We start from the raw sequence: 20,825 nt of genomic DNA on the forward strand, positions 1-20,825 counted from the left end.
GCTTGTCGATCGCCTCGGGATCAAAGCGATCCGGAGTTTTCTCGGTGGCTGCCGGGACCGCTTCCACACGTGCGGGTGACGGTGCCTGCTCCAGAGCGGCGACGGACGGAGACGCCGGCACGGGCTTTTCCGCCAGTGGCACGACAGGAGCGTCAAGATCGGCGCGCTGGGATTCGAGATCGGCGGTTTCGAACCGCAACGCAGCGCTGCGCCGTGCCTCGGACTTGAGTGCGTTCAGATGGGCCGCGGCGAGACCCGCACGGCGAAGCTGGCCGCGTTCGGCCACATCCTGACCGGGTTGTTCGGCGCTCTCCCGGAGGCGCGGACCTGTGCCGAGGACGCGCTTGGCGAGCGTATCGGCGCCCGCCGCAACGCGCGCAGGCGGAGAAGCCTTGTCCGCGACCGGTCCGGATGGCGCCGCCACCTGCCGCGGGCCGATCCCGAGCACGCGCTTGGCCAAAGTGTCAGGCGCCCCGGCGATGCGGAGGCGCGGCGCCGGCTTTTCGGCGAGGGGTACGAGCGGACCGCGGAGATCGGCGCGCTGCGATTCGAGATCGGCGGTTTCGAATTGCAACGAAGCGCCGCGCCTTGCCTCGGACTTGGCTGCGTTCAGATGCGCGGCGGCAAGACCCGCACGGCGAAGCTGATTGCGTTCAGCCACATCCTGCGGGGGTTCGGCGCTCGCGGGCTGACGGGGACCCGCGCCAAGCACACGCTTGGCCAGCGTGTCAGGTGCCCCCGCGATCCGGGCGCGCGGCGAAGCTGGCGTCGCGACGGGTTGGGCGGGAGCCTCAACGATCGCGGGCTGACGCGGGCCGATGCCGAGCACGCGCTTCGCGAGCGTGTCCTGGCCCAGCATGGGACGTGCCCGGCGATCATCAACCGGCGCAGCCTCGGCAACGTCGGTATGCGGAGGCGTCATGCGATCGCCCTTCGGCAAAGCGGGTTGCGCGACCGCTTCGGCCTCGCGTGCAGTCGGCTGCGCGGGCTCCGGCTCGGATAGCGGCGGCCGGCTCGCCATGTCCTTTGTCTTCTGGCGACGCGGTTGAACGCCAGGCTCGGACTCCGGCTCCGGTTGCTCGGACGGAGCGGGTGTCGTCTTCAGCCGATCGCCCTTGAGTCTGCGGTCGACCACCGGAAAATCATAGACCGGCGCCGACACAATCGGATCCATCGGGACCGTGAGCGGGATCGAACCGGTCGGTTCCAGCGCACGCGGGTCGAGCGCAGCAAGCTGCGTGAAATAAGGGTCCGGGATCGAGGCTCCGACGATGCGCGGAAAGCTCAAGGACGCGGCGTGAATGGTGCCGAATGTGGAATTGCGCACATGCGCACGCCAGCGTTCGGTGACCGCCGGCTGGCGCGCAATCAATGCAGCGAGATCCTGATGCCCAACAGAGTTCGGCATCGCGGTCACCACACACAGCACGAGGCCGAAGGGACGGCGGAACGCGCCCTTCGGCCTCTTACGCGACGCTTTCATACTCACGCTCACGCAACGCGACCGACGCAACGCAACCAGACGCAACACAGCGGCCTCACACGCCGCTCACGTAAAATTGTCGGAGTATCGTTGCGATCGGGTTAACTATCGCGGCGCCGAGCCAAATGCAGCGCAACGTCTTCACCCGCAATTAACGTAAAGATTTCGTCAATCGACCGTGCAACGGTGGACGTTCGTCAGAGTCGATGTCCGTATCAAATGGAAACGGCCCCACACATGGGCCGCTGAGCTTCTGCGCCATTACCGGCCGTCGCGAATGCGCCGCGACCCGGCGATCAATCCTGCACGAATGGTGGATTGCCGGGTCAGGCCCGGCAATGACCATACCTTACATCTTCGCGCCGACTTCCTTGAAGTATTTCTCGGCGCCGGGATGCCAGGGAATAGTCGTGTTCTTGTTGTTCTGCGTGTCGAGCGCAATCGCCTTCGCTTCGCCATGCGCGAGCGCAACTTCGTCGCGCTTCTCGAACAGCGTCTTGACGATGTCATAGGCTTGCTTTTCCGGCATCTTGGCGTCGGTGACGAGGATATTCTGCACCACCGCGATCTTGTTATCCTTGTCCTGCCCCGGATAGGTCTTCGCCGGAATGACGCCGTCGCTGTAGATGCCACCGTATTTCGCATTCATCTTTTCGACGACGTCGGCATGGTCAACCAGCTTGAGCTTGACGCCGGGGGTTGCACCAAGATCGGTCACCGCGGCGGTCGGCAGGCCGCCAACCCAGAAATAGGCGTCGATCTTGCCGTCCTTCAGCGCATTGGTGGATTCGGCAACGCCAAGGCGTTCGCGCTTCATGTCCTTGTCGCGGTCGAGGCCTGCAGCCTCGATCACTCGGAAGGCCATCACCTCGGTTGCGCCGCCGGGAGAGCCGGTCGACACGCGCTTGCCCTTGAGATCCGAGAGCTTCTCGATGCCCTTGCCTTCCACCGTCACCACATGCATGCGGTTCGGATACAGCACCATCAGCGTTCGCACATCGACCTTGTTGCCCTTGAACTTGTCGACGCCCTGCAAGGCATCACGCGCGGCGTCGACCATCGTGAAGGCAACTTCGCTCTGGCCGGAACCAACCAGTTTCAGATTGTCCACGGAGCCGCCGGTGACGCGCGCGGTCGCCTGGATTCCCGGCAAGTGCTTCGACAGTACATTCGCCATGCCACCGCCCATCGGATAATAGACGCCGCCGGTACCTCCGGTTGCAATCGCGATATTTTGCTGTGCGAAGGCCGTACCGCAAAGCGCGGCCCCGAGCACGATCGCGAGCGTCAGGCCCATTCGTTTGGACATTCGGTTTCTCCTCCCTTGCTGTTTCCGTCGGTTTATTGGCCGGTTGTCTGAACGCGAAGCTCCGGCTGATACCGCTGCTTCAACAATACTATGACGAACAGCACCACGCCAATTCCCGCGGTGTAGCTGATGTCGCGGCCGGTCGCGGTCTCCATCAACGCCTCGAGGAGACTCGGGAAGACGAGGAACAGACCGGCGAGGGTCAGCAATGCACGTTCGAGGATTGTGGTTCGCCGCAGCGCCCACCCTTGCGCGGCGCAGGCGAGTGCCGCGAGGCCGACCAGCGATTTCAGGGTGATCAGGACGATATCGACCCAGCTTCCGCCCGCGGACAATTTCAACAACAGCCCAAGCCCCTGCGGGTCGAGCACAAAGACGAACGGCACGAGGAACGCCGGCAGCGTGTATTTCCACGCCTGCAAGGTCGTCTTGTAGGGATCGCCGCCGGTGATTGCTGCGGCCGCGAATGGCGACAACGCGGTCGGCGGCGACACCTCGGACAGCACCGCATAATAGAAAATGAACATATGCGCCGCGACGTCGGGCACGCCGAGCTTGATCATGGCCGGCGCTGCGATCACCGCGCAGATGATGTACGAGGCGGTGACCGGCACCGCGAGCCCGATCACCCACACGATCAGCGCCGTATAGATCGCGGTCATCAACAGGCTGCCACCGGCGTAATCGATCACGATCGACGAGAATTTCAGGCCGAGACCGGTCAGCGTCACCACGCCGACAATGATGCCCGCGGTCGCGCAGGTCGTGGCGGCGGTCAGCGATTGCAGCGAGCCGTCCGCGAGCGCACGCACCAGCTTCTTCGGCGTCAACGCCGTCTCACGGGTGAGATAGCTCATCAGCATGGTCATGCCGGTGGCGTAAAGCACGGCCGTCGTCGGCGAATAGCCCCACACCATGAACACGACGATGGAGACGAGCGAGACGAAATGAAAACCGTAGCGGCGCGTCAGTTCCTTCAGAGAATGCTCGGAAACATACGGCTCGCCGCGCACGCCATAGCGGCGGCCATCGAGCTCGACCATGAAGAACAGCGAGAGATAGTAAAGGATGGTCGGTATGGTCGCCATCCAGATCACATCGAGGTAGCTGATCTTCAGGAACTCGGCGATCAGAAACGCGGCCGCGCCGAGCACCGGCGGTGAGATAATGGCGCCTAGGCCGCCCGCAGCAAGAAGGCCACCCGCTGCGTTCTTCTCGAAGCCGGCGCGCTTCATCATCGGATAGGCGACGGCACCGATCGTGACCGTGGTCGCAACGCCCGATCCGGACGGCCCGCCAAGCAGAAAGGACGAGAGCACAACCGTGCGGCCCGCCGCATTTGGGCTTCTGCCCATCAACGTCATCGAGAAATCGATGAAGAATTTTCCGGCGCCGGATTGCTGCAGGAACGCGCCGAAGATGGTGAACAGCACGATCAGGGTCGCGGACACGTCGACCGGAATTCCGAAGATGCCCTCGAGCGTGATGAAGAGATGCCCGACCAGGGCATCGAAGCCGTAGCCGCGATGATTCCACGGCGGCGGCAGATACGGACCCGCCAACGCATAACCGATGAACAGGAGCGCGATGATCGGCACGATCGGTCCGATCGTACGCCGGGTGGCCTCGACGAGGAGGACGATGAAGATCACCCCGAGGATCACGTCGGTCCGGGTCGGCAGTGTCGCCCGATCGGTGAAGTCATCGCCGCCGGCGATGGCATATATGAGGATGCCGACGCAGGTCAGCCCGGCGATGACGTCGAACCAGCGAATGCGGTTACGGAAGCGCTCGGCGGCCGGGAACAGGAGAAAAGAGAGCAGCAGCACGAAGGCGACGTGTGTGTAGCGAAGCTCCTGCGTCGGGACGATTTCGTAAGCCGCATACAGGTGGAACAGGGACATCGCGACAGCGATGGCGGTGACGATGGTTCCGGCCCAGCCCGACAGCCGATTGGCAGCGCCTTCTTCCTGTTCGATGAACTCTTCGGCCTTTCGCAGGCGCTCGACCTCGATGGCGTCCTGCCCGAGATCGGAATTCGATTCCTCGGCCATCGTCCCCCCGTATTTTGTTCTTTCGGTCCATCTCCTCCTGCCCCCAGGCGGGATGGCCACCCTGTCCCGCAGGCTAGCACGCGAGGGCCGGCCAGCCTACCGGAAGTGGCCCCGCCGACCCGGCTCGCCAGCCAAGGTTCGGTTAACCATGTCTAAAGCGCGAAGCGGTATTACAGGCTGCTTCTCTGGCGTGGTGAGGACGTGATGTCTGAGGGATTCTGCGGGCCCGTCGCACCGGCTTTCGGTGCGGTTCTGATCGGACTCGTGCTGTTGTTGGTCGCCGTCGGCGCATGGACGCTTCGGCTGCGCCGTCAGAACAGGCGGCTCCGGCTTGCGCTCGCCAACACCCCACAGGGTCTGTGCATGTGGGATCCAAATGGCCGCCTGCTTCTGTGCAACGAGCGTTATGTCAACATGTACGGCATGTCCCCCGCAATCGTGAAGCCGGGTGCGACGTTGCGCGAGATCGTGGAACATCGCGCTGCGATCGGAAATTTCAGCGGAGATATCGAGGCTTGGGTCAATGGCGTCCGGCAACGGATCGCATCGCAACAGCCCGGATCGCATACCTTCACTTCGACCGATGGCCGCGTGATCGAAATCGCCGAGCAACCGCTTCCGGACGGCAGCCTGGTTGCCACCCATCACGACATCACGCTGCAGCACTCGATCGAAAAGGAACGCGCCGCGCACGCGGTGGAGGAGAAGCGCCGGGCGATGCTCGAAGGCGCGATCAGCGCATTCCGCCAAGCTATGGATACCGTGTTGCGGTCGGTCAATGACAGCGCCGCCACCATGAAGCTGACTGCAAGTTCGCTGTTTGCGTCGTCGGGTCAGACATCGCAGCGCGCCGAAAGCGCCCTGCAGGCCTCGAACGAGGCTTCCACCAACGTCGCGACCGCGGCGACCGCTGCCGACGAGATGGCATCGTCGATCGGCGAGATCAGCCGGCAACTGGTTCACACCACCAACGCAGTGCGGCTCGCAGTCGGCGAGGCACAAGCCACCAACGAGGACATCAAGGGTCTTGCCGACGCCGCGCAGAAGATCGGCGATGTGGTCGAACTGATCCGCACCATTGCCGGCCAGACCAACCTCCTCGCCCTCAACGCTACGATCGAAGCCGCTCGCGCCGGAGAATCAGGCCGCGGCTTCGCCGTGGTCGCATCCGAAGTGAAGTCGCTCGCAGTCCAGACGGCGAAGGCAACCGAAGAGATTTCCAATCAGATCCTGTCGGTGCAGGGTTCGACCGGAAGCGCGGTCGAGGCAATCGCGCGGATCACCGGCCGCATGCAGGAGATCGAACGCTTCACCTCCGCTGTCGCGGCGGCGGTCGAGCAGCAGAATGCGGTGACCGGCGAGATTTCCCACAACGTCTCGAGCGCGGCGAACGGGACGCAGGACATCGTCCTTGTCCTCGATCAGGTCGCGTCAGCCGCAACCGACACACGCGCCACGGCCGAGACGGTGCTGCGCACCTGCGTCGAGGTGGAGCAGGCCGTCGCCAATATGCGCGCCGAAGTCGATGGTTTTCTTAAGAAAGTGGCAGTCTGAAATGGCAAATCTCGATCGCGATAGCGAGCGCCCGCCGCTCAATCCGAGAGACTTGTATCGCCCGCGCCTTGGAAAACAGCGCGAACCGCTGTCGAAATCGGCGATGATGGAATTGCAGGCCTGGCGCAAGGCATCCGCGCAATCCGAGGGCGCGGACGCTGTCGAGGGGACGCGCTGAGCGAAGCCGCCGGCTGGTGATCCAGCCGGCGACGCATTAGCATCAGGCTTGGCTCGCCACTTCCTTGCCGAGTGCGGCCTGAGCCGCAGCCAGCCGCGCGATCGGCGTGCGGAACGGCGAACACGACACATAGTCGAGCTTCACCTCGTGGCAGAACGCGACCGAAGCCGGGTCGCCGCCATGTTCTCCGCAGATGCCGACTTTAAGATTTGGCCGCACCTTGCGGCCGCGCTCGACGCCAATCCGGACCAGTTCGCCGACGCCATCGCGGTCGATCGACACGAAGGGATCGACCGCGAGGATACCGCGCGCGGTATAGGTCGCAAGGAAGCCCGCGGCGTCGTCGCGGCTGATGCCGAAGCAGGTCTGCGTCAGGTCGTTGGTTCCGAACGAGAAGAATTCGGCGCCGCCCTCGCCTTCGGCGATCTTGTCGGCCATCAGCGAAGCGCGCGGCAGCTCGATCATGGTGCCGACCTGGTATTCCAGCGTCACGCCCTTCTCTTTTGAGACCTGAGCCGCCATCTCGTCGATCCGCGCCTTGACGAGATCGAATTCGGCGCGCGTTGCGATCAAGGGCACCATCACCTCCGGCACCACCGGCTTGCCGGTCTTCTTGCCGGCGTCGGCAGCAGCCTCGAAGATCGCGCGCGCCTGCATCTCGGCGATTTCCGGATAGGCGATGGCAATGCGGCAGCCGCGGAAGCCGAGCATCGGGTTGAATTCAGCAAGCTCGGCGGCGCGGTTCTTGATCTTCTGCGGCGAAGTCCCGAGCGAGGCGGCGACTTCGGCGATCTCCGCCTCGCCGTGCGGCAGGAATTCGTGCAGCGGCGGATCGAGCAGACGGATCGTGACCGGAAGGCCCTGCATGATCTCGAACAGCTCGGTGAAGTCACCGCGCTGCATCGGCAGAATTTTCGCAAGGGCCGCGCGCCGCGCCTTTTCGGTGTCGGCGAGGATCATCTCGCGGACCGCCAGGATGCGGTCGGCCTCGAAGAACATATGCTCGGTCCGGCACAAGCCGATGCCCTCGGCGCCGAATTTCAGCGCGGTACGGGCATCCGCCGGCGTATCGGCATTGGCGCGCACGCCGAGTTTGCGGACCTTGTCGGCCCAGGTCATCAAGGTGCCGAACTCACCGGACAATTCCGGCTCGATCATGCGGACCTGACCCTGCAGCACCTGACCGGTCGACCCGTCGATGGTCACGGTGTCGCCTTCCTTGAGCGTATGTCCGGCGACGCTCATGGTCTTCGCCGCATAATCGATGCGGATCGAACCCGCGCCGGAGACGCAGGGCTTGCCCATTCCGCGCGCCACCACGGCGGCGTGCGAGGTCATGCCGCCGCGCGTCGTCAGAATGCCTTCGGCGGCGTGCATGCCATGGATGTCTTCCGGGCTCGTCTCGACACGAACCAGGATCACCTTGCGTCCCTTGGCCTTCAGTTCCTCGGCGTCTTCCGAAGAGAACACGATCTCGCCCGAAGCAGCGCCGGGCGAAGCCGGCAGGCCGGTCGCGATGACCTTGCGCTCCGCCTTGGGGTCGATGGTGGGATGCAGCAGTTGATCGAGCGAGGCCGGATCGATCCGCAGCACCGCCTCCTCCTGCGAGATCAGTCCCTCGCTCGCCAGTTCGACGGCAATCTTGAGGGCCGCCTTGGCGGTGCGCTTGCCGGACCTCGTCTGCAGCATCCACAGCTTGCCCTGCTCGATGGTGAATTCGAGGTCCTGCATGTCGCGGTAATGCTTTTCGAGCTTGCCGTAGATCTGCGTGAGCTCTTTGAAAGCCTCCGGCATCGCGCTCTCGAGCGACGGCTTGTCCGAACCGGCCTCCTTGCGCGCCGCCTCGGTAATTTCCTGCGGGGTGCGAATACCGGCGACGACGTCCTCGCCCTGCGCGTTGATCAAAAATTCGCCGTACAGCGACTTGTCTCCGGTCGAGGGATTGCGGGTGAACGCAACGCCGGTCGCGGAATCGTCGCCCATATTGCCGAACACCATGGCCTGCACGTTGACGGCGGTGCCCCAGCTTTCCGGGATGTTGTGCAGACGCCGGTAGGTCTTGGCGCGCGCATTCATCCACGAGCCGAATACGGCGCCGATCGCGCCCCAGAGCTGCTCCTTGGGATCCTGAGGGAACGCCTTGCCGCTCTCGTCCTGAACCTTCTGCTTGTAGAGGCCTACGAGATGTTGCCAGTCCTCGGCGGTCAATTCGGTGTCGAGGTTGTAGCCATTCGCGTCCTTGTGCTCGGCCAGAATGTCCTCGAACAGGTGATGCTCGATGCCAAGCACGACATCGGAATACATGGTGATGAAGCGCCGGTAGGAATCATAGGCAAAACGCCGGTCTCCGGACTTCGCCGCCAGCGCCTCGACGGTTTCGTCGTTCAGGCCGAGATTGAGAACGGTGTCCATCATCCCCGGCATGGACGCCCGCGCGCCCGAACGCACCGAGACCAGCAACGGGTTAGAGGTGTCTCCGAAGCCCTTGTTCGTGAGCTTGCCGATCTGATCGAGCGCGGCGTCGACCTGCGCGGCAAGTTCCTTCGGATAGGTTTCGCCGTTGGCGTAAAAATATGTGCAGACCTCGGTCGTGATGGTGAAGCCCGGCGGCACCGGCAGGCCCAGATTGGCCATTTCCGCCAGGTTCGCGCCCTTGCCGCCGAGCAAATTCTTCATGTCGGCCTTGCCCTCGGCCTTGCCGCCGCCGAAGCCGTAAACCCATTTCACCATTATCGACGTCCTGTATTAGGCCGAAGCCGGCCGGTCATGACCGGTTTCGGCGCCCGTTTCAACCGCGACGAGAGACAACGCCGCGCGCACCCACCGGGGCGAAGACCTAGCGGAATAGTCCGAGGCCCAGCAGTCCAACAGCGATCAGGTAGATCGCGACAATGAAATTGAGCAGCCGCGGCATGACGAGGATCAGGATGCCGGCAATCAGCGCGATGATCGGCTGCAGATGTCCAATGGTGATGGTCATACGGTCTCCGTGGGTTGGAATGCAATCAGTGACTGACGTTGTCTCGCCCGGACGAGGGACCGGTTGCGCCCGCCGCCGCATTGATACAAGACAATGCAGTATCGACTACCGGCCGCATCGGATGAAGCGGGAAGATAACATGCCAACCCTGAATGCACCGTCCCGTATCACCTTCCTCGTGTCCCTGGCCCTCGCGATCATTGCGCTGGTGGGGACGCTCGTCGTCATCCCGGTCGTCAGCCAATACGCGTTCTGGCTCGCAATCCTTGCGTATGTGGTGCTTGCGTTCGGTGTCATCATGCGGGGATTTTAGAGCGGTCCGGACTCATCCCTCGATCTTCGAGAAATCCGCGACCGTGCGGGTCGCCTCGCGGATGCGGTTCAGCAAAATCAGCCGGTTTTCGCGGAGAGCGGGGTCGTCGGCGTTCACGGTGACCTTGTCGAAGAACGCATCGACAGCCGGGCGAAGCTTCGCCATCGCCGCCATCGCGCCGGCGAAATTCTCGGCGGCATAAGCCTCGCTCGCTTCCGGCGCGATCGACACCATCGCCTTGGCCAGCGCCATCTCCTCAGGCTCCTTCAGGAGCGCGGGATCGGGATCGCCGGTATAGGACTTGCCATCCTTCTTTTCTTCGATGCGCAGAATGTTGGCGGCACGCTTGTAGCCGGCGAGCAAATTCCGGCCATCCTCGGTTTCGAGGAATTTCGCAAGCGCCTCGACCCGACGAACGATGGTGACGAGATCGTGCTGATCCTCGACCGCCAGCACGGCATCGGCGAGATCGTGCCGCGCCCCCTGCTCGCGCAGTTGCACCTTCAGCCTGTCCGCGAAGAAATCGCGCAAGTCCGAACCGGTCATCGCGTCGTAGCTCATCCGCAGGCCCGACAGCTCGTCCGCGTCCTTGCCGGCCTCGCCGACGAATTCCCGCATGAAGGACTTGCCCTGTTCGAGATAGCCCTCCGTCGCGAGCGCAAACAATTCGGCGAGATTGAGCCGCAGATTGTTGGACAGGATGATGCGGATCACGCCGAGCGCCGCGCGGCGCAGCGCATAAGGATCTTTTGAGCCAGTGGGTTTCTCGTCGATCGCCCAGAACCCGACCAGCGTGTCGATCTTGTCGGCAAGCGCCACCGCGATCGCAACCGGATCGGCCGGGACGAGATCGTTCGGTCCGACCGGCTTGTAATGGTCTTCGCAGGCATGGGCGACGGCGTCATCCTCGCCTTGCGCCAGCGCGTAATACTTCCCCATCAGGCCCTGCAATTCGGGGAATTCGCCGACCACTTCGGTGAGGAGATCCGCCTTGGCGAGCGTTGCGGCGCGCTCGGCCTTGACGGGATCGGCGTTGATCATCGGTGCGATGAGGCCCGCGAGCCGGACGATGCGCGCGATCCGCTCGGCCTGGGTGCCGAGCTTCTGATGAAACACGATCTGCGCGAACTTCGGCAGCCGGTCCTCAAGCCGCGTCTTCAGATCGGTCTCGTAAAAGAATTTCGCGTCGGACAATCGCGCGCGGATGACGCGCTCGTTGCCGGCGACAATCGCCTTGCCGCCGTCGACCGCCTCCATGTTGGAGACGAGGATGAAACGCGGCGCGAGCTTCGTACTTTGCGGATCGCGCATGACGAAGCATTTCTGGTTGTTGCGGATGGTGGCGCGGATCACCTCCGGCGGGATCGCGAGAAAGCTGTCGTCGAACGATCCCATCAGCACCACAGGCCATTCGACGAGGCCGGCGACCTCGCCGAGAAGGCCTTCATCCTCGATCAGCTCGTAGCCTTGTGCGAAGGCGAGGTTCCTGGCCTCGGTCAGGATGATGTCGCGACGGCGCGCCGGATCGACGATCACCTTGGCCTTTTCGAGCTTTGCCATCCAGTCGTCCTGGCGGCGCACCTCTATCGGTCCGGGACTGAGGAAACGGTGCCCATAGGTGACGTTGCCGGATGTCAGTCCGCCAAACGTGAACGGCACCACCTGCGGGTCTTCGGTCTCGGGCCCAAAGGTCGCGACGATCGCATGCAGCGGACGCACCCAGGAGGCGGCTCCCGGCTGGGCCGATTCCTTTCCCCAACGCATCGACTTCGGCCACGGGAATTTCCGCGCGATATCGGGCAGCATCTCAGCCAGCACCGCGAGCGCATCGCGCCCCGGCTTTTCAACCACGGCGACGTAGAATTCGCCCTTCTTCGGGTCCTTTTCGACCTTCGCCTGATCAATCGATGTCAGTCCGGCACTTTTCAAAAAGCCTGCGATCGCAGCCTCGGGAGCGCCGACGCGGGGGCCCTTCTTCTCTTCCCGGCTATCCGGCTGGCGCGCCGGAACGCCATGCACGGTGAGCGCGATCCGGCGCGGCGTCGCGAAGGCTTTCGCGCCTTCATAGACAAGGCCCGCCTCGACCAGCCGATCGGTGACGAGCTTTTTCAGATCCTCCATGGCGCGCGGCTGCATGCGCGCCGGGATCTCTTCGGAAAAGAATTCGAGCAGGAGATCGGGCATCTCACGCTCCGCCGGCTTCGGTTGCGAGCCAGGCTGCGCCGCAGGCCTTGGCCAGTTCGCGCACCCGCAGGATGTAGCTCTGCCGCTCGGTGACCGAGATCACGCCGCGCGCATCCAGCAAATTGAAGACGTGGCTGGCCTTGATGCACTGGTCGTAGGCCGGCAGCGCCATCAGGTGCCGTTCCGTCTTGCCGTCAGCCCATCCGGCCTCGAGATATTTCTGGCACGCCGCTTCCGCCATCTTGAATTGCGCGAACAGCATCTCGGTGTCGGCATGTTCGAAATTGTGCCGCGAATATTCCTGCTCGGCCTGCAGGAACACGTCGCCGTAGGTCACTTTCCTGTCGCCGGTCTGCCCGTTGAAATTGAGGTCATAGACCCGCTCGACGCCCTGCACATACATCGCGAGCCGCTCCAGGCCGTAGGTCAATTCACCCGAAACCGGGGCGCATTCGAACCCCGCGACCTGCTGGAAATAGGTAAATTGGCTGACTTCCATGCCATCGCACCAGCACTCCCAGCCGAGCCCCCAGGCGCCGAGCGTCGGGCTCTCCCAATCGTCCTCGACGAAGCGGATGTCGTGAACCTTCGGGTCGATCCCGATGGCATAGAGCGACTTGAGATAGAGCTCCTGCAGATCGTCGGGCGACGGCTTCAGGATGACCTGGAACTGGTAATAATGTTGCAGCCGGTTCGGGTTTTCGCCGTAGCGCCCGTCCTTCGGCCGCCGCGAGGGCTGCACATAAGCTGCATTCCAGGGCTTGGGGCCCAGCGCCCGCAAAGTGGTCGCCGGGTGAAAGGTGCCCGCGCCAACCTCCATGTCATACGGCTGCAGGACGACGCAGCCATAATCGGCCCAGTAGCGCTGAAGCGCGAGGATGAGGCCTTGAAAAGAGCGCGTGGGCTCCGAGGCCGAGGCTGTTTCGGAGGCGGACATTTCGGGCAGAATCCGAGGGGTTTGCTGCGCGGCTTACCTATCGGCCGAGCCCGGCACGGTCAAGGAACACCCGGGATGCGGGCACCAAATAGCTGCCGCAAATCATTGAAATACAGGGATCGGCTCGTCATGGTGGCGGGCTGGCGGGGTGTACGGCATGGGGCGCCGGTGTGGGGGTAAACCATGGCTAAGCCGACCGTGATCATCGTGGGCGCGGACAAGGGGGGTGTGGGCAAAACGACGGTCGCCCGGACGCTCCTTGACTATTTTACCGCCCGCAACCTCCCGATCCGCGCTTTCGACACCGAATTCCCCAGGGGCACTCTGAAGCGCTTTCACCCGGACATCACCGAGGTGGTGGACATCACCCAGGTGGCGGACCAGATGAAGATCTTCGACACCTTGTCGGATGCCAAGGTGACGCTGATCGACGTGCGGGCCGGCCTGCTTTCGACGACCCTCGCGGCGCTCCGCGACATCGGATTTCTCGAAGCCGTCAAGCGCGGCCAGGTCGCGCTCGGCGTGACGCATATCCTCGGGCCATCGATCGCCTCGCTGAACGAGATCGCCGAGATCGCGCCGTTCGTGGTCGACGGAAAATACTATCTGGTGAAGAACTTCATCAACGAAACCAGCTTTTTCGATTGGGACCAAACGACCTACGATTCCTATTTCAAGAAGATCAAGGATGCGGTCGACATCACGATCCCGAAGCTGAACGAGATGGCCTACGAACAGGTGGAGCTTGCGTCGGTGCCGTTCGTGACGTTCGTCGCCAACAAGGGGCCGCACGATGCGCCGGCCAATTATTCCTTCGTCCTGCGCGGCTATGTCAGGCACTGGCTCGGCAATGTCTGGTCCGAGTTCGATCGGGTGAAGCTGTCCGACCTCGTATCGGTCACGCCTCCCGCCAAGGGCGACAAGGGACTGGCCGGCCGCGCCGCGGCAATCCACGAGCAGTCGCGCGAACGCACCTGACGCGCGCCGACGATCGCTCTGAAGTGATCGTCCCCGCCAAAGCGTACCGACAGCCCGACGTACAAATCCGTCTTTCACCGGCCCCAGCGGAGTGGTCAACTCGTTCTGATGTCCCGGCAAAGGTCCGTCACGATCGTCTGTTCACCCCGTCAGCGGGTCGGAAAAACGCTGCTGGCGCGCGCCCTCACTGAATTCATCCTGGCTGACGGACGCGCCGCGATCGCCTTCGACGTCAATCCGAACAACGCGGCCTTGTACGGATTTCTGCCGCGTTACACCGCGCGCGTCGACATCAATACGACACGCGGCCAGATGGCGCTGTTCGACGAGCTGATCGCCGAGGACGAGGTGGCAAAGGTCATCGATCTGGGCGACGAGCTCTTCGACAAATTCTTCACGCTGTTGCAGCAGATCGGCCTCACGGAAGAAGCGCAGCGCCGCGGCATTGACGTCGTCGCGCTGTTCATTGGCGATCCTGATCCGCGCTCTGCCAAAAGCTACGCGCAGACTTATGGCGCGCTGCCGTTCCTCAAGCTGGTGCCGGTCCATAATGAGTTCATCGGCAACATGCAGGACTATATGAACGATTTTCCGAGCGCGGTGCCGGGCGAACGGCCGGTCCGTTTCCCGGTCCTCAGTCCGTTTCTGAAGTCCATCGTGGAGCGGCCCGGCTTCTCGTTCGATGACTATATGGATTATCGTGCCGGCACACGCACCGAACTCCACGAATGGATCGAACGGGCGTTTGTGGAATTCCGCGAGCTGGAGCTGCGGCTGTTGTTGCGCGAGTTGAGAAGCGCGCTGGCCCCACGCTGATCTGAACCCGGCAGGCGCGCTGCGCGACAAATTCTCAGGGATACCAACCCCTGGAGACTGCCATGATCTTCATCGCTCTTGGCGCGATTGCCGCCCTTGCCGTGATTTCCGTATGCGGCCCCGTTGCTGCATTGCGCGCGATCTTCACCAGCGCCGATCACGTCGATTGCCGGCGCGAAGCGCGCGTGCCCCGCAGCTTTCTGCCGGACGTGCCGGCGGTCTGAGGTCCGAAGCGGCCGTCAATGGCCCTCGAAGGAGACCAGCGTACGCACCGTCACGTCGAGCGCGCGCAACTTCGCCGCCCCGCCAAGGTCCGGCAGGTCGACCATGAAAACCGCGGCGACGACATCGGCCCCCATCTGACGGAGCAGCTTGACCGCGCCTTCGGCGGTCCCACCCGTAGCGATCAGATCGTCGACCAGGATGACGCGCTCTCCGGCGGAAACCGCATCCTCGTGCATTTCCATTTCGTCGATGCCGTATTCCAGCGAATAGGCGATGCGCACGCTCTTGTGCGGCAGCTTGCCCTTCTTGCGGATCGGCACAAAACCGGCCGAGAGCTGGTGCGCGATCGCGCCGCCGATGATGAAGCCCCGCGCCTCGATGCCGGCGATCTTGTCGATCTTGGACCCGGCCCAGGGCTGCACCAGTTCATCGACGGCCCGGCGGAATGCGCGAGCGGAGCCCAGGAGGGTCGTGATATCGCGGAACATGATCCCGGGCTTGGGGTAGTCGGGAATGGTGCGGATAGCGGCCTTGAGGTCGTTTTCGAGAACAGGGTTGGTCATAGGGTTCTTTCGTCGGTGATTGCCGGCGCGGTCGCGCGCAATGTGACCAAGGCCGCCGTGTTGCGCAACCCGGTTGATGCGCGAAACGGGACCGGAAATCTATTCGCGGAGCTTCTTCAGAATGGCGCCGATGACGTTCGAATAATCGTCGGTCCAGACCCACTCATCCTCGTCCGGCTCCTGCTCGACCCAGCCGTCCTTTTTGGCGAGTTCACCAAAGTCTTCGTCGCGACGCGCCACCGCAACGACCATCGAGCCAAATATGTGATTGTCGTCGTCGTAGCCTTCGTCGGAATCGTTCGCGCGCGATACCATGTCGTTGGCGTCGGCGACGCCGGCCACCACAGGCGCAAGCGTCATGTGCTTGTTGGAGATGTGCATCAGGATCATGCCGTCCGGCTTGATCTTCTCCTTGAAGATGGCCATCGCCTCACGGGTCAGGAGATGAGTCGGAATCGCATCGGACGAGAATGCGTCAACGATGAGGATGTCGTACTGACCGTCAGGCGCGGCCGCGAGCGTCAGCCGCGCGTCGCCGATCACGATTTTAGCATCCGGCGCGCATTCGAACAGGAAGGTGAAGCGCTTCGGATCCTTGGCGATGCGCACCACCGTCGGATCGATCTCGTAATAGGTCAGCTGATCGCCCGGCTTCATTTGGCAGGCGAGCGTCCCCGTCCCGAGGCCGACGACCGCGACATTGATCGGACCGCCGCGTTTCTCGCGGGCGGCAACCAGCCCCTGAACCATCGGCGATGCATCGTGGTAATAGGTGATCGGCTTCGGCCGGCCCGTGATCGGCCGTCCATGCGCATCGCGGATGCGCTGTGCGCCGTGTTCGATGGTCCCGTGCTTCAGGATGCGGAACTGACCGCCGTCGGATTCCATCACCTTGTGCACGCCGAAGAAGCTGCGCACGAAATCCCTCTTGCCGGCATCCGCACCGAACAGGACCACAAAGACCAGCGATGCCGCAATCAGCCCTGCAAAGGTCAGCACAAAATGCGAGAAGCCGAACGCAAGCACGAGCAGCGCCGCAACCGAGAGGTTGAACGCATTGTCGGTGAATTCGTAGCCCCAGACGTACGCCGCATAGATCGCGAAGGCGGCGCCGGCGGCGATGACCGCGAGGAATGCGAGTTCGCGCCGTTTCGGCGGCCAGACCAGCCCGGGCCGGCACAACGCCGCGGCGATGATCAGAAGCGGGTATTCGGCGACCCAGGAGAACAGGCGCTGGGCGACGAGGCCGGCGAAGATGCCGCCGATCACGCCGCCAAGCGACAGATACAGATAGAATGAGGTGAGATACCGGGCCGGCGGACGACGGCGCGCGAGTTCGCCATGGCACATCAGCGCCAGGATGAAGAAGCCGACAAGGTTGAGCGAAATCAGCACGACGATCTGATCGGCCGAACCCAGCGCGAGCGACACCACCAGCAGAATGACCGCGACCGGTGCGACGAAGGTCACGAACCGATGCGGCAGAAGCGGACGCGACTGGAACGCGATGACGAAGGTCGCGAGATACAGCGCCAGCGGCACGACCCACAGGAACGGGGCGGCGGCAATATCCGTGGAAATGTGTGCCGTGATGGCGATGAGCAGCGCTGACGGAACCGCAGCGAGAGCGATCCAGATCAGGGCGTCCCGCCAGGTCGGCTTGACGCCGCTGTCGGTGGCGATGTCAGGCAGCGCATCCTGCGAGCGCAGCAGGAATGCCCCGCATGCGGCGATCAGCAGGATCAGGATATAGAAGCCGATGGTCCAGCCCCAGGTCTGCTGCGGCAGGTGCGTGAACGGCTCGACGAGGAATGGATAGGCGAGCAGCGCGAGAAAGCTGCCGACATTGCTCGCCGCGTAAAGGAAATACGGATCCTTGGCCTGGGGATGTCCGGTCCGCGCGAACCAGGCCTGCAGCAAGGGACCGTTGGCGGACAAGGCAAAGAACGGCAACCCTATCGAAACCGCGAACAGCCCGAGGAGCCAGAATTCCTGCCCCGTCGCCGGTGGCCCGCCCCACCCTGCCGCGATCCCGAGCGGGAGTGCGAAAATCGCAATCACCATGACCGCGAGATGCACGCCCACCGAGACCCGCCCGGGGACGAACTTGGTCAGCGCGTGCGCATAGGCATAGCCGGCAAGCAGCATCGCCTGAAAGAACACCATCGCGACCGACCAGACCGCGGGCGTGCCGCCGAGTTTCGGCAGCACCATCTTCGCGAAGAGTGGCTGCACGGCGAACAGCAGCGCCGCACTCAGGAAAATGGCAGCAGTGAAGGTCGCAAGCAGAAGCCTGAAGGACGAGGCATTGGCCGGCATGAAAATGCTCTGAGACAGACGTTCTTGGCGGTTTCCCATCCGGGCTGTCGCCGGCCGGTGGCGCCTTATACCTTACCCAATCCTGCAAGGCTGATGAATTTGCCGTTCACCGCCCGAGCACCCTGCCGGCGACGGCGTCCAGCTTCTTCACAAGTTCCGGGTCGCGGAACTCGGGCGCCGTGATGATGGCGCTGTCCAGGGCACGGTCGGAATTGATGGGACACGGCTCGTGTTCGCGCGGGAAATCGCGTGCCAGCCGTGCCACGAGGCGCTTTGCCTTTTCGGCATTTGCGTTCAGGACCGCGATGATGTCCTGCACGGTCACGGCGTCGTGGTCCGGATGCCAGCAATCGAAATCCGTGACCATCGCGACCGTTGCGTAGCAAATCTCGGCTTCGCGGGCGAGTTTGGCTTCCGGCATGTTGGTCATGCCGATCACGGAATAGCCGAGCTGCTGATAGGTCAGGCTTTCCGCGAGCGTCGAAAATTGCGGCCCTTCAATGCACACGTAAGTGCCGTCCCGGACCGTCACGATGCCTTCGGCGCGCGCGGCGGCTTCGATCCGGTTGCGCAGATTGGGCGAGACCGGATGCGCCATCGACACATGGGCGACGAGCCCCTTGCCGAAGAATGAATTCTCCCGCCGGTAGGTGCGGTCGACGAATTGATCTACCAGCACGAAGGTGCCGGGCGGCAGCTCTTCCTTGAACGAGCCGCAGGCCGATAGCGAGACAAGGTCGGTCACGCCGACACGTTTCAGGGCGTCGATATTGGCGCGGTAGTTGATGTCGGACGGCGAGAGCCTGTGGCCCTTGTCATGGCGCGGCAGGAACACCACCGGCAAGCCCGCGATGTCGCCAATGCGCAGGGCCCCGGAGGGTTCGCCGAACGGCGAGTGCACACGCTCCTCGCGGACATTGGCGAGCCCCGGCAAATCGTAGATGCCGGAGCCGCCGATCACACCGAGCACGGATTGGGTCATGGTCACTCCCGACAAGCAAAAGGCCCCGCTCGGGGGCCTTTCGCGTTACCGGCTAACGCTTGTATTCGCTCGGCGCTCGCTTTTCCTCGAGCATTTCGGGATGCGCCTTGACCGCGGCCCACACCTTTTTCTTGGTGAAGTACATCAGGCCGGCCAGCACGATCAGGAAGATCATGACCTGCAGTCCGAGGCGCTTGCGTGCTTCCAGATGCGGCTCGGCGGCCCACATCAAAAAGCCGGTCACGTCCTTGGCATATTGCTGGACGGTCTGCGGCGCGCCGTCGTCATAGGTCACCTGCCCGTCGCTGAGCGGCGCGGGCATGCCGATGGCGTGGCCGGGGAAGAACTTGTTGTAGTGCGTGCCTTCGGGCAGCTTGAAGTCCTTCGGCGCCTCGGCATAGCCGGTCAGCAGCGCGACGATATAGTCGGGCCCCTGCTCGACATATTGCGTGACGAGGTCGAGGAGGAACCACAGGCCGCCACGCTCGTAGGTCCGCGCCTTGGCGATCACCGACAGATCCGGCGGCAGCGCGCCGCCATTTGCGGCCCGCGCGGCGTTGTCGTTCGGGAAAGGCTTCGGAAAGTGGTCGGCGAGGCGGCCTGCCCGCTCGAACATCTCGCCCGCATCGTTCGGACCGTCCTGGATCTTGTATTCCGCAGCAATCGCGGCGGCCTGCGCACGCGTGAAGCCCGGCCCGCCGGCTTCTGCGAGGTTGCGGAACGAGAGCAGCGAGAGGCTGTGACAGGACTGGCAAACCTCGCGATAGACCTTGAAGCCGCGCTGGAGCTGGGCCCGGTCGTATTTGCCGACCGGTCCCCAGAACGACCATTTCTGCTTCGGCGGCGTTTCCGCTTCGCCGGCCGCGAGTGCAGGCGCCGACAATCCGGCCACCAGAGCAAGAGCGAGAAGGGAACGTTGGATCATCATCGTCGTGCGTCTCCCGCCGCTCAATGCCGCCCAGGTGCCGGCGCGGACGCGCCGATCGGCACGCCCTCCTTCAGCACCGATTCAGCGATCGAGTTCGGCAGCGGCTTGGTTTTTTCGAAACGTGCGAGCAGCGGCAGCACGATCAGGAAGTGCGCGAAATAGTAGAAGGTCAGGATGCGCGCCAGCGTCACGTAGATGCCTTCGGCGGGTTTCGCGCCGAGCCAGCCGAGACCGAGGCAGACCGCGACGAAGATCCAGAAGAACTGCCGGTACAGCGGCCGGTAGCGCGCCGAACGCACCCGCGAATTGTCGAGCCACGGCAGGAAGGCGAGGATCAGGATCGAGGAGAACAGCGCGATCACGCCAAGGAGCTTGTTCGGGATCGCGCGCAGGATCGCGTAGAACGGCAGGTAATACCATTCGGGCACGATATGCGCCGGGGTCACCGCCGGATTGGCCGGGATGTAGTTGTCCGCGTGCCCGAGATAGTTCGGGAGGTAGAAGACGAAATAGGCGAACAGCAGCATGAAGCAGACCATGCCGAACGCATCCTTGACGGTCGCGTAAGGCGTGAACGGCACCGTGTCCTTGTCGCCCTTCGGCTCGATGCCCGCCGGATTGTTCTGGCCGACCACGTGCAGCGCCCAGACATGGAGCACGACGACGCCGGCGATGACGAACGGCAGCAGGTAATGCAGCGAGAAGAAGCGCTGCAGCGTCGGATTGCCGACGGCATAACCGCCCCACAGCCAGGTCGTGATGGTTTCGCCGACCACCGGGATGGCGGAGAAGAAGTTGGTGATCACCACCGCGCCCCAGTAGCTCATCTGTCCCCAGGGCAGGACGTATCCCATGAAGCCGGTCGCCATCATCAGGAGGTAGATGATCACGCCGAGGATCCAGAGCACCTCGCGCGGCTCCTTGTACGAGCCGTAATAGAGCCCGCGGAACATGTGGATGTAGACCGCGATGAAGAACATCGAGGCGCCGTTGGCGTGCAGATAGCGCAGCAGCCAGCCGTA

15 protein-coding genes and 2 pseudogenes are annotated in these 20,825 nt (G+C 63.4%); 6 read left to right on the forward strand and 11 right to left on the reverse strand.

The genetic code is table 11. From position 1 onward, the window contains the following. The 3 genes and pseudogenes from VN004_RS09725 to VN004_RS09735 form a co-directional block, all read right to left on the reverse strand. Window positions 1-1,483: pseudogene (locus VN004_RS09725) on the reverse strand (hypothetical protein); the annotation flags it as partial. Between the two features lie 349 nt (window positions 1,484-1,832). After that, a complete protein-coding gene (locus VN004_RS09730; protein ID WP_325609390.1) occupies window positions 1,833-2,792 on the reverse strand; it encodes a TAXI family TRAP transporter solute-binding subunit in 960 nt (319 codons plus the stop codon). A gap of 32 nt (window positions 2,793-2,824) precedes the next feature. Further along, on the reverse strand, window positions 2,825-4,846 hold the full coding sequence (locus VN004_RS09735) for a TRAP transporter fused permease subunit (protein WP_325609392.1): 2,022 nt from the start codon (window positions 4,844-4,846) through the stop codon (window positions 2,825-2,827). 204 nt (window positions 4,847-5,050) lie between these two features. On the opposite strand from VN004_RS09735, the gene VN004_RS09740 reads away from it, so the two are divergent. Next, window positions 5,051-6,400, forward strand: coding sequence for a PAS-domain containing protein (locus VN004_RS09740; RefSeq protein ID WP_325609394.1), 1,350 nt, complete (start codon window positions 5,051-5,053; stop codon window positions 6,398-6,400). A 1-nt stretch (window position 6,401) separates the two neighbouring features. Next, complete coding sequence (locus tag VN004_RS09745; RefSeq protein WP_325609395.1) at window positions 6,402-6,578, forward strand: hypothetical protein; 177 nt, start codon at window positions 6,402-6,404, stop codon at window positions 6,576-6,578. Window positions 6,579-6,620: 42 nt separating this feature from the next. Here VN004_RS09745 and ppdK read toward each other — a convergent pair whose 3' ends face one another. Further along, window positions 6,621-9,308: a pyruvate, phosphate dikinase gene (gene ppdK / locus VN004_RS09750; RefSeq protein ID WP_325609397.1), complete on the reverse strand. Its 2,688-nt coding sequence runs from the start codon at window positions 9,306-9,308 to the stop codon at window positions 6,621-6,623. Between the two features lie 106 nt (window positions 9,309-9,414). Continuing rightward, on the reverse strand, window positions 9,415-9,558 hold the full coding sequence (locus tag VN004_RS09755) for a DUF3096 domain-containing protein (RefSeq protein WP_325609399.1): 144 nt from the start codon (window positions 9,556-9,558) through the stop codon (window positions 9,415-9,417). Between the two features lie 139 nt (window positions 9,559-9,697). On the opposite strand from VN004_RS09755, the gene VN004_RS09760 reads away from it, so the two are divergent. After that, window positions 9,698-9,871: a hypothetical protein gene (locus VN004_RS09760; RefSeq protein WP_325609401.1), complete on the forward strand. Its 174-nt coding sequence runs from the start codon at window positions 9,698-9,700 to the stop codon at window positions 9,869-9,871. 12 nt (window positions 9,872-9,883) lie between these two features. Here VN004_RS09760 and glyS read toward each other — a convergent pair whose 3' ends face one another. Then, entirely contained in the window at window positions 9,884-12,055 is a 2,172-nt protein-coding gene (gene glyS / locus VN004_RS09765) for a glycine--tRNA ligase subunit beta (protein ID WP_325609403.1), read from the reverse strand. A gap of 1 nt (window position 12,056) precedes the next feature. Further along, entirely contained in the window at window positions 12,057-12,992 is a 936-nt protein-coding gene (locus VN004_RS09770; protein ID WP_325609405.1) for a glycine--tRNA ligase subunit alpha, read from the reverse strand. 183 nt (window positions 12,993-13,175) lie between these two features. Between VN004_RS09770 and VN004_RS09775 the strand changes: the two genes are divergently transcribed. The 3 genes from VN004_RS09775 (at window position 13,176) to VN004_RS09785 (ending at window position 15,010) form a co-directional block, all read left to right on the forward strand. Next, window positions 13,176-13,970, forward strand: coding sequence for a hypothetical protein (locus VN004_RS09775; RefSeq protein ID WP_325609407.1), 795 nt, complete (start codon window positions 13,176-13,178; stop codon window positions 13,968-13,970). Window positions 13,971-14,078: 108 nt separating this feature from the next. Beyond that, the gene (locus VN004_RS09780) at window positions 14,079-14,786 is read left to right on the forward strand and encodes a hypothetical protein (RefSeq protein WP_325609409.1); all 708 of its coding nucleotides are present in this window, start codon (window positions 14,079-14,081) and stop codon (window positions 14,784-14,786) included. A 62-nt stretch (window positions 14,787-14,848) separates the two neighbouring features. After that, the gene (locus tag VN004_RS09785; protein WP_325609411.1) at window positions 14,849-15,010 is read left to right on the forward strand and encodes a hypothetical protein; all 162 of its coding nucleotides are present in this window, start codon (window positions 14,849-14,851) and stop codon (window positions 15,008-15,010) included. 15 nt (window positions 15,011-15,025) lie between these two features. Here the strand turns inward: VN004_RS09785 and VN004_RS09790 are convergent, their stop codons facing one another. The 4 genes and pseudogenes from VN004_RS09790 to VN004_RS09805 all read right to left on the reverse strand — a co-directional run. Further along, window positions 15,026-15,574, reverse strand: coding sequence for an adenine phosphoribosyltransferase (locus VN004_RS09790; RefSeq protein WP_325609413.1), 549 nt, complete (start codon window positions 15,572-15,574; stop codon window positions 15,026-15,028). A gap of 99 nt (window positions 15,575-15,673) precedes the next feature. After that, window positions 15,674-17,893 (reverse strand): fused MFS/spermidine synthase, encoded by a 2,220-nt coding sequence (locus VN004_RS09795; RefSeq protein WP_325609415.1) that lies wholly within the window; start codon window positions 17,891-17,893, stop codon window positions 15,674-15,676. A 106-nt stretch (window positions 17,894-17,999) separates the two neighbouring features. Further along, a complete protein-coding gene (locus tag VN004_RS09800; RefSeq protein ID WP_325609417.1) occupies window positions 18,000-18,875 on the reverse strand; it encodes an S-methyl-5'-thioadenosine phosphorylase in 876 nt (291 codons plus the stop codon). Window positions 18,876-18,927: 52 nt separating this feature from the next. After that, window positions 18,928-20,825 (reverse strand): annotated as a pseudogene (locus VN004_RS09805) (cytochrome c1); the annotation flags it as partial.

Source organism: Pseudorhodoplanes sp. (assembly GCF_035565855.1).
Lineage (GTDB): Bacteria > Pseudomonadota > Alphaproteobacteria > Rhizobiales > Xanthobacteraceae > Pseudorhodoplanes.

Excerpts from the sequence above, each read along its gene's own strand:
- VN004_RS09730 (WP_325609390.1), bottom strand. The coding sequence starts at position 2,792 with ATGTCCAAACGAATGGGCCTGACGCTCGCGATCGTGCTCGGGGCCGCG.
- VN004_RS09735 (WP_325609392.1), bottom strand. The coding sequence starts at position 4,846 with ATGGCCGAGGAATCGAATTCCGATCTCGGGCAGGACGCCATCGAGGTC.
- VN004_RS09740 (WP_325609394.1), top strand. The coding sequence starts at position 5,051 with ATGTCTGAGGGATTCTGCGGGCCCGTCGCACCGGCTTTCGGTGCGGTT.
- VN004_RS09745 (WP_325609395.1), top strand. The coding sequence starts at position 6,402 with ATGGCAAATCTCGATCGCGATAGCGAGCGCCCGCCGCTCAATCCGAGA.
- ppdK (WP_325609397.1), bottom strand. The coding sequence starts at position 9,308 with ATGGTGAAATGGGTTTACGGCTTCGGCGGCGGCAAGGCCGAGGGCAAG.
- VN004_RS09755 (WP_325609399.1), bottom strand. The coding sequence starts at position 9,558 with ATGACCATCACCATTGGACATCTGCAGCCGATCATCGCGCTGATTGCC.
- VN004_RS09760 (WP_325609401.1), top strand. The coding sequence starts at position 9,698 with ATGCCAACCCTGAATGCACCGTCCCGTATCACCTTCCTCGTGTCCCTG.
- glyS (WP_325609403.1), bottom strand. The coding sequence starts at position 12,055 with ATGCCCGATCTCCTGCTCGAATTCTTTTCCGAAGAGATCCCGGCGCGC.
- VN004_RS09770 (WP_325609405.1), bottom strand. The coding sequence starts at position 12,992 with ATGTCCGCCTCCGAAACAGCCTCGGCCTCGGAGCCCACGCGCTCTTTT.
- VN004_RS09775 (WP_325609407.1), top strand. The coding sequence starts at position 13,176 with ATGGCTAAGCCGACCGTGATCATCGTGGGCGCGGACAAGGGGGGTGTG.
- VN004_RS09780 (WP_325609409.1), top strand. The coding sequence starts at position 14,079 with ATGTCCCGGCAAAGGTCCGTCACGATCGTCTGTTCACCCCGTCAGCGG.
- VN004_RS09785 (WP_325609411.1), top strand. The coding sequence starts at position 14,849 with ATGATCTTCATCGCTCTTGGCGCGATTGCCGCCCTTGCCGTGATTTCC.
- VN004_RS09790 (WP_325609413.1), bottom strand. The coding sequence starts at position 15,574 with ATGACCAACCCTGTTCTCGAAAACGACCTCAAGGCCGCTATCCGCACC.
- VN004_RS09795 (WP_325609415.1), bottom strand. The coding sequence starts at position 17,893 with ATGCCGGCCAATGCCTCGTCCTTCAGGCTTCTGCTTGCGACCTTCACT.
- VN004_RS09800 (WP_325609417.1), bottom strand. The coding sequence starts at position 18,875 with ATGACCCAATCCGTGCTCGGTGTGATCGGCGGCTCCGGCATCTACGAT.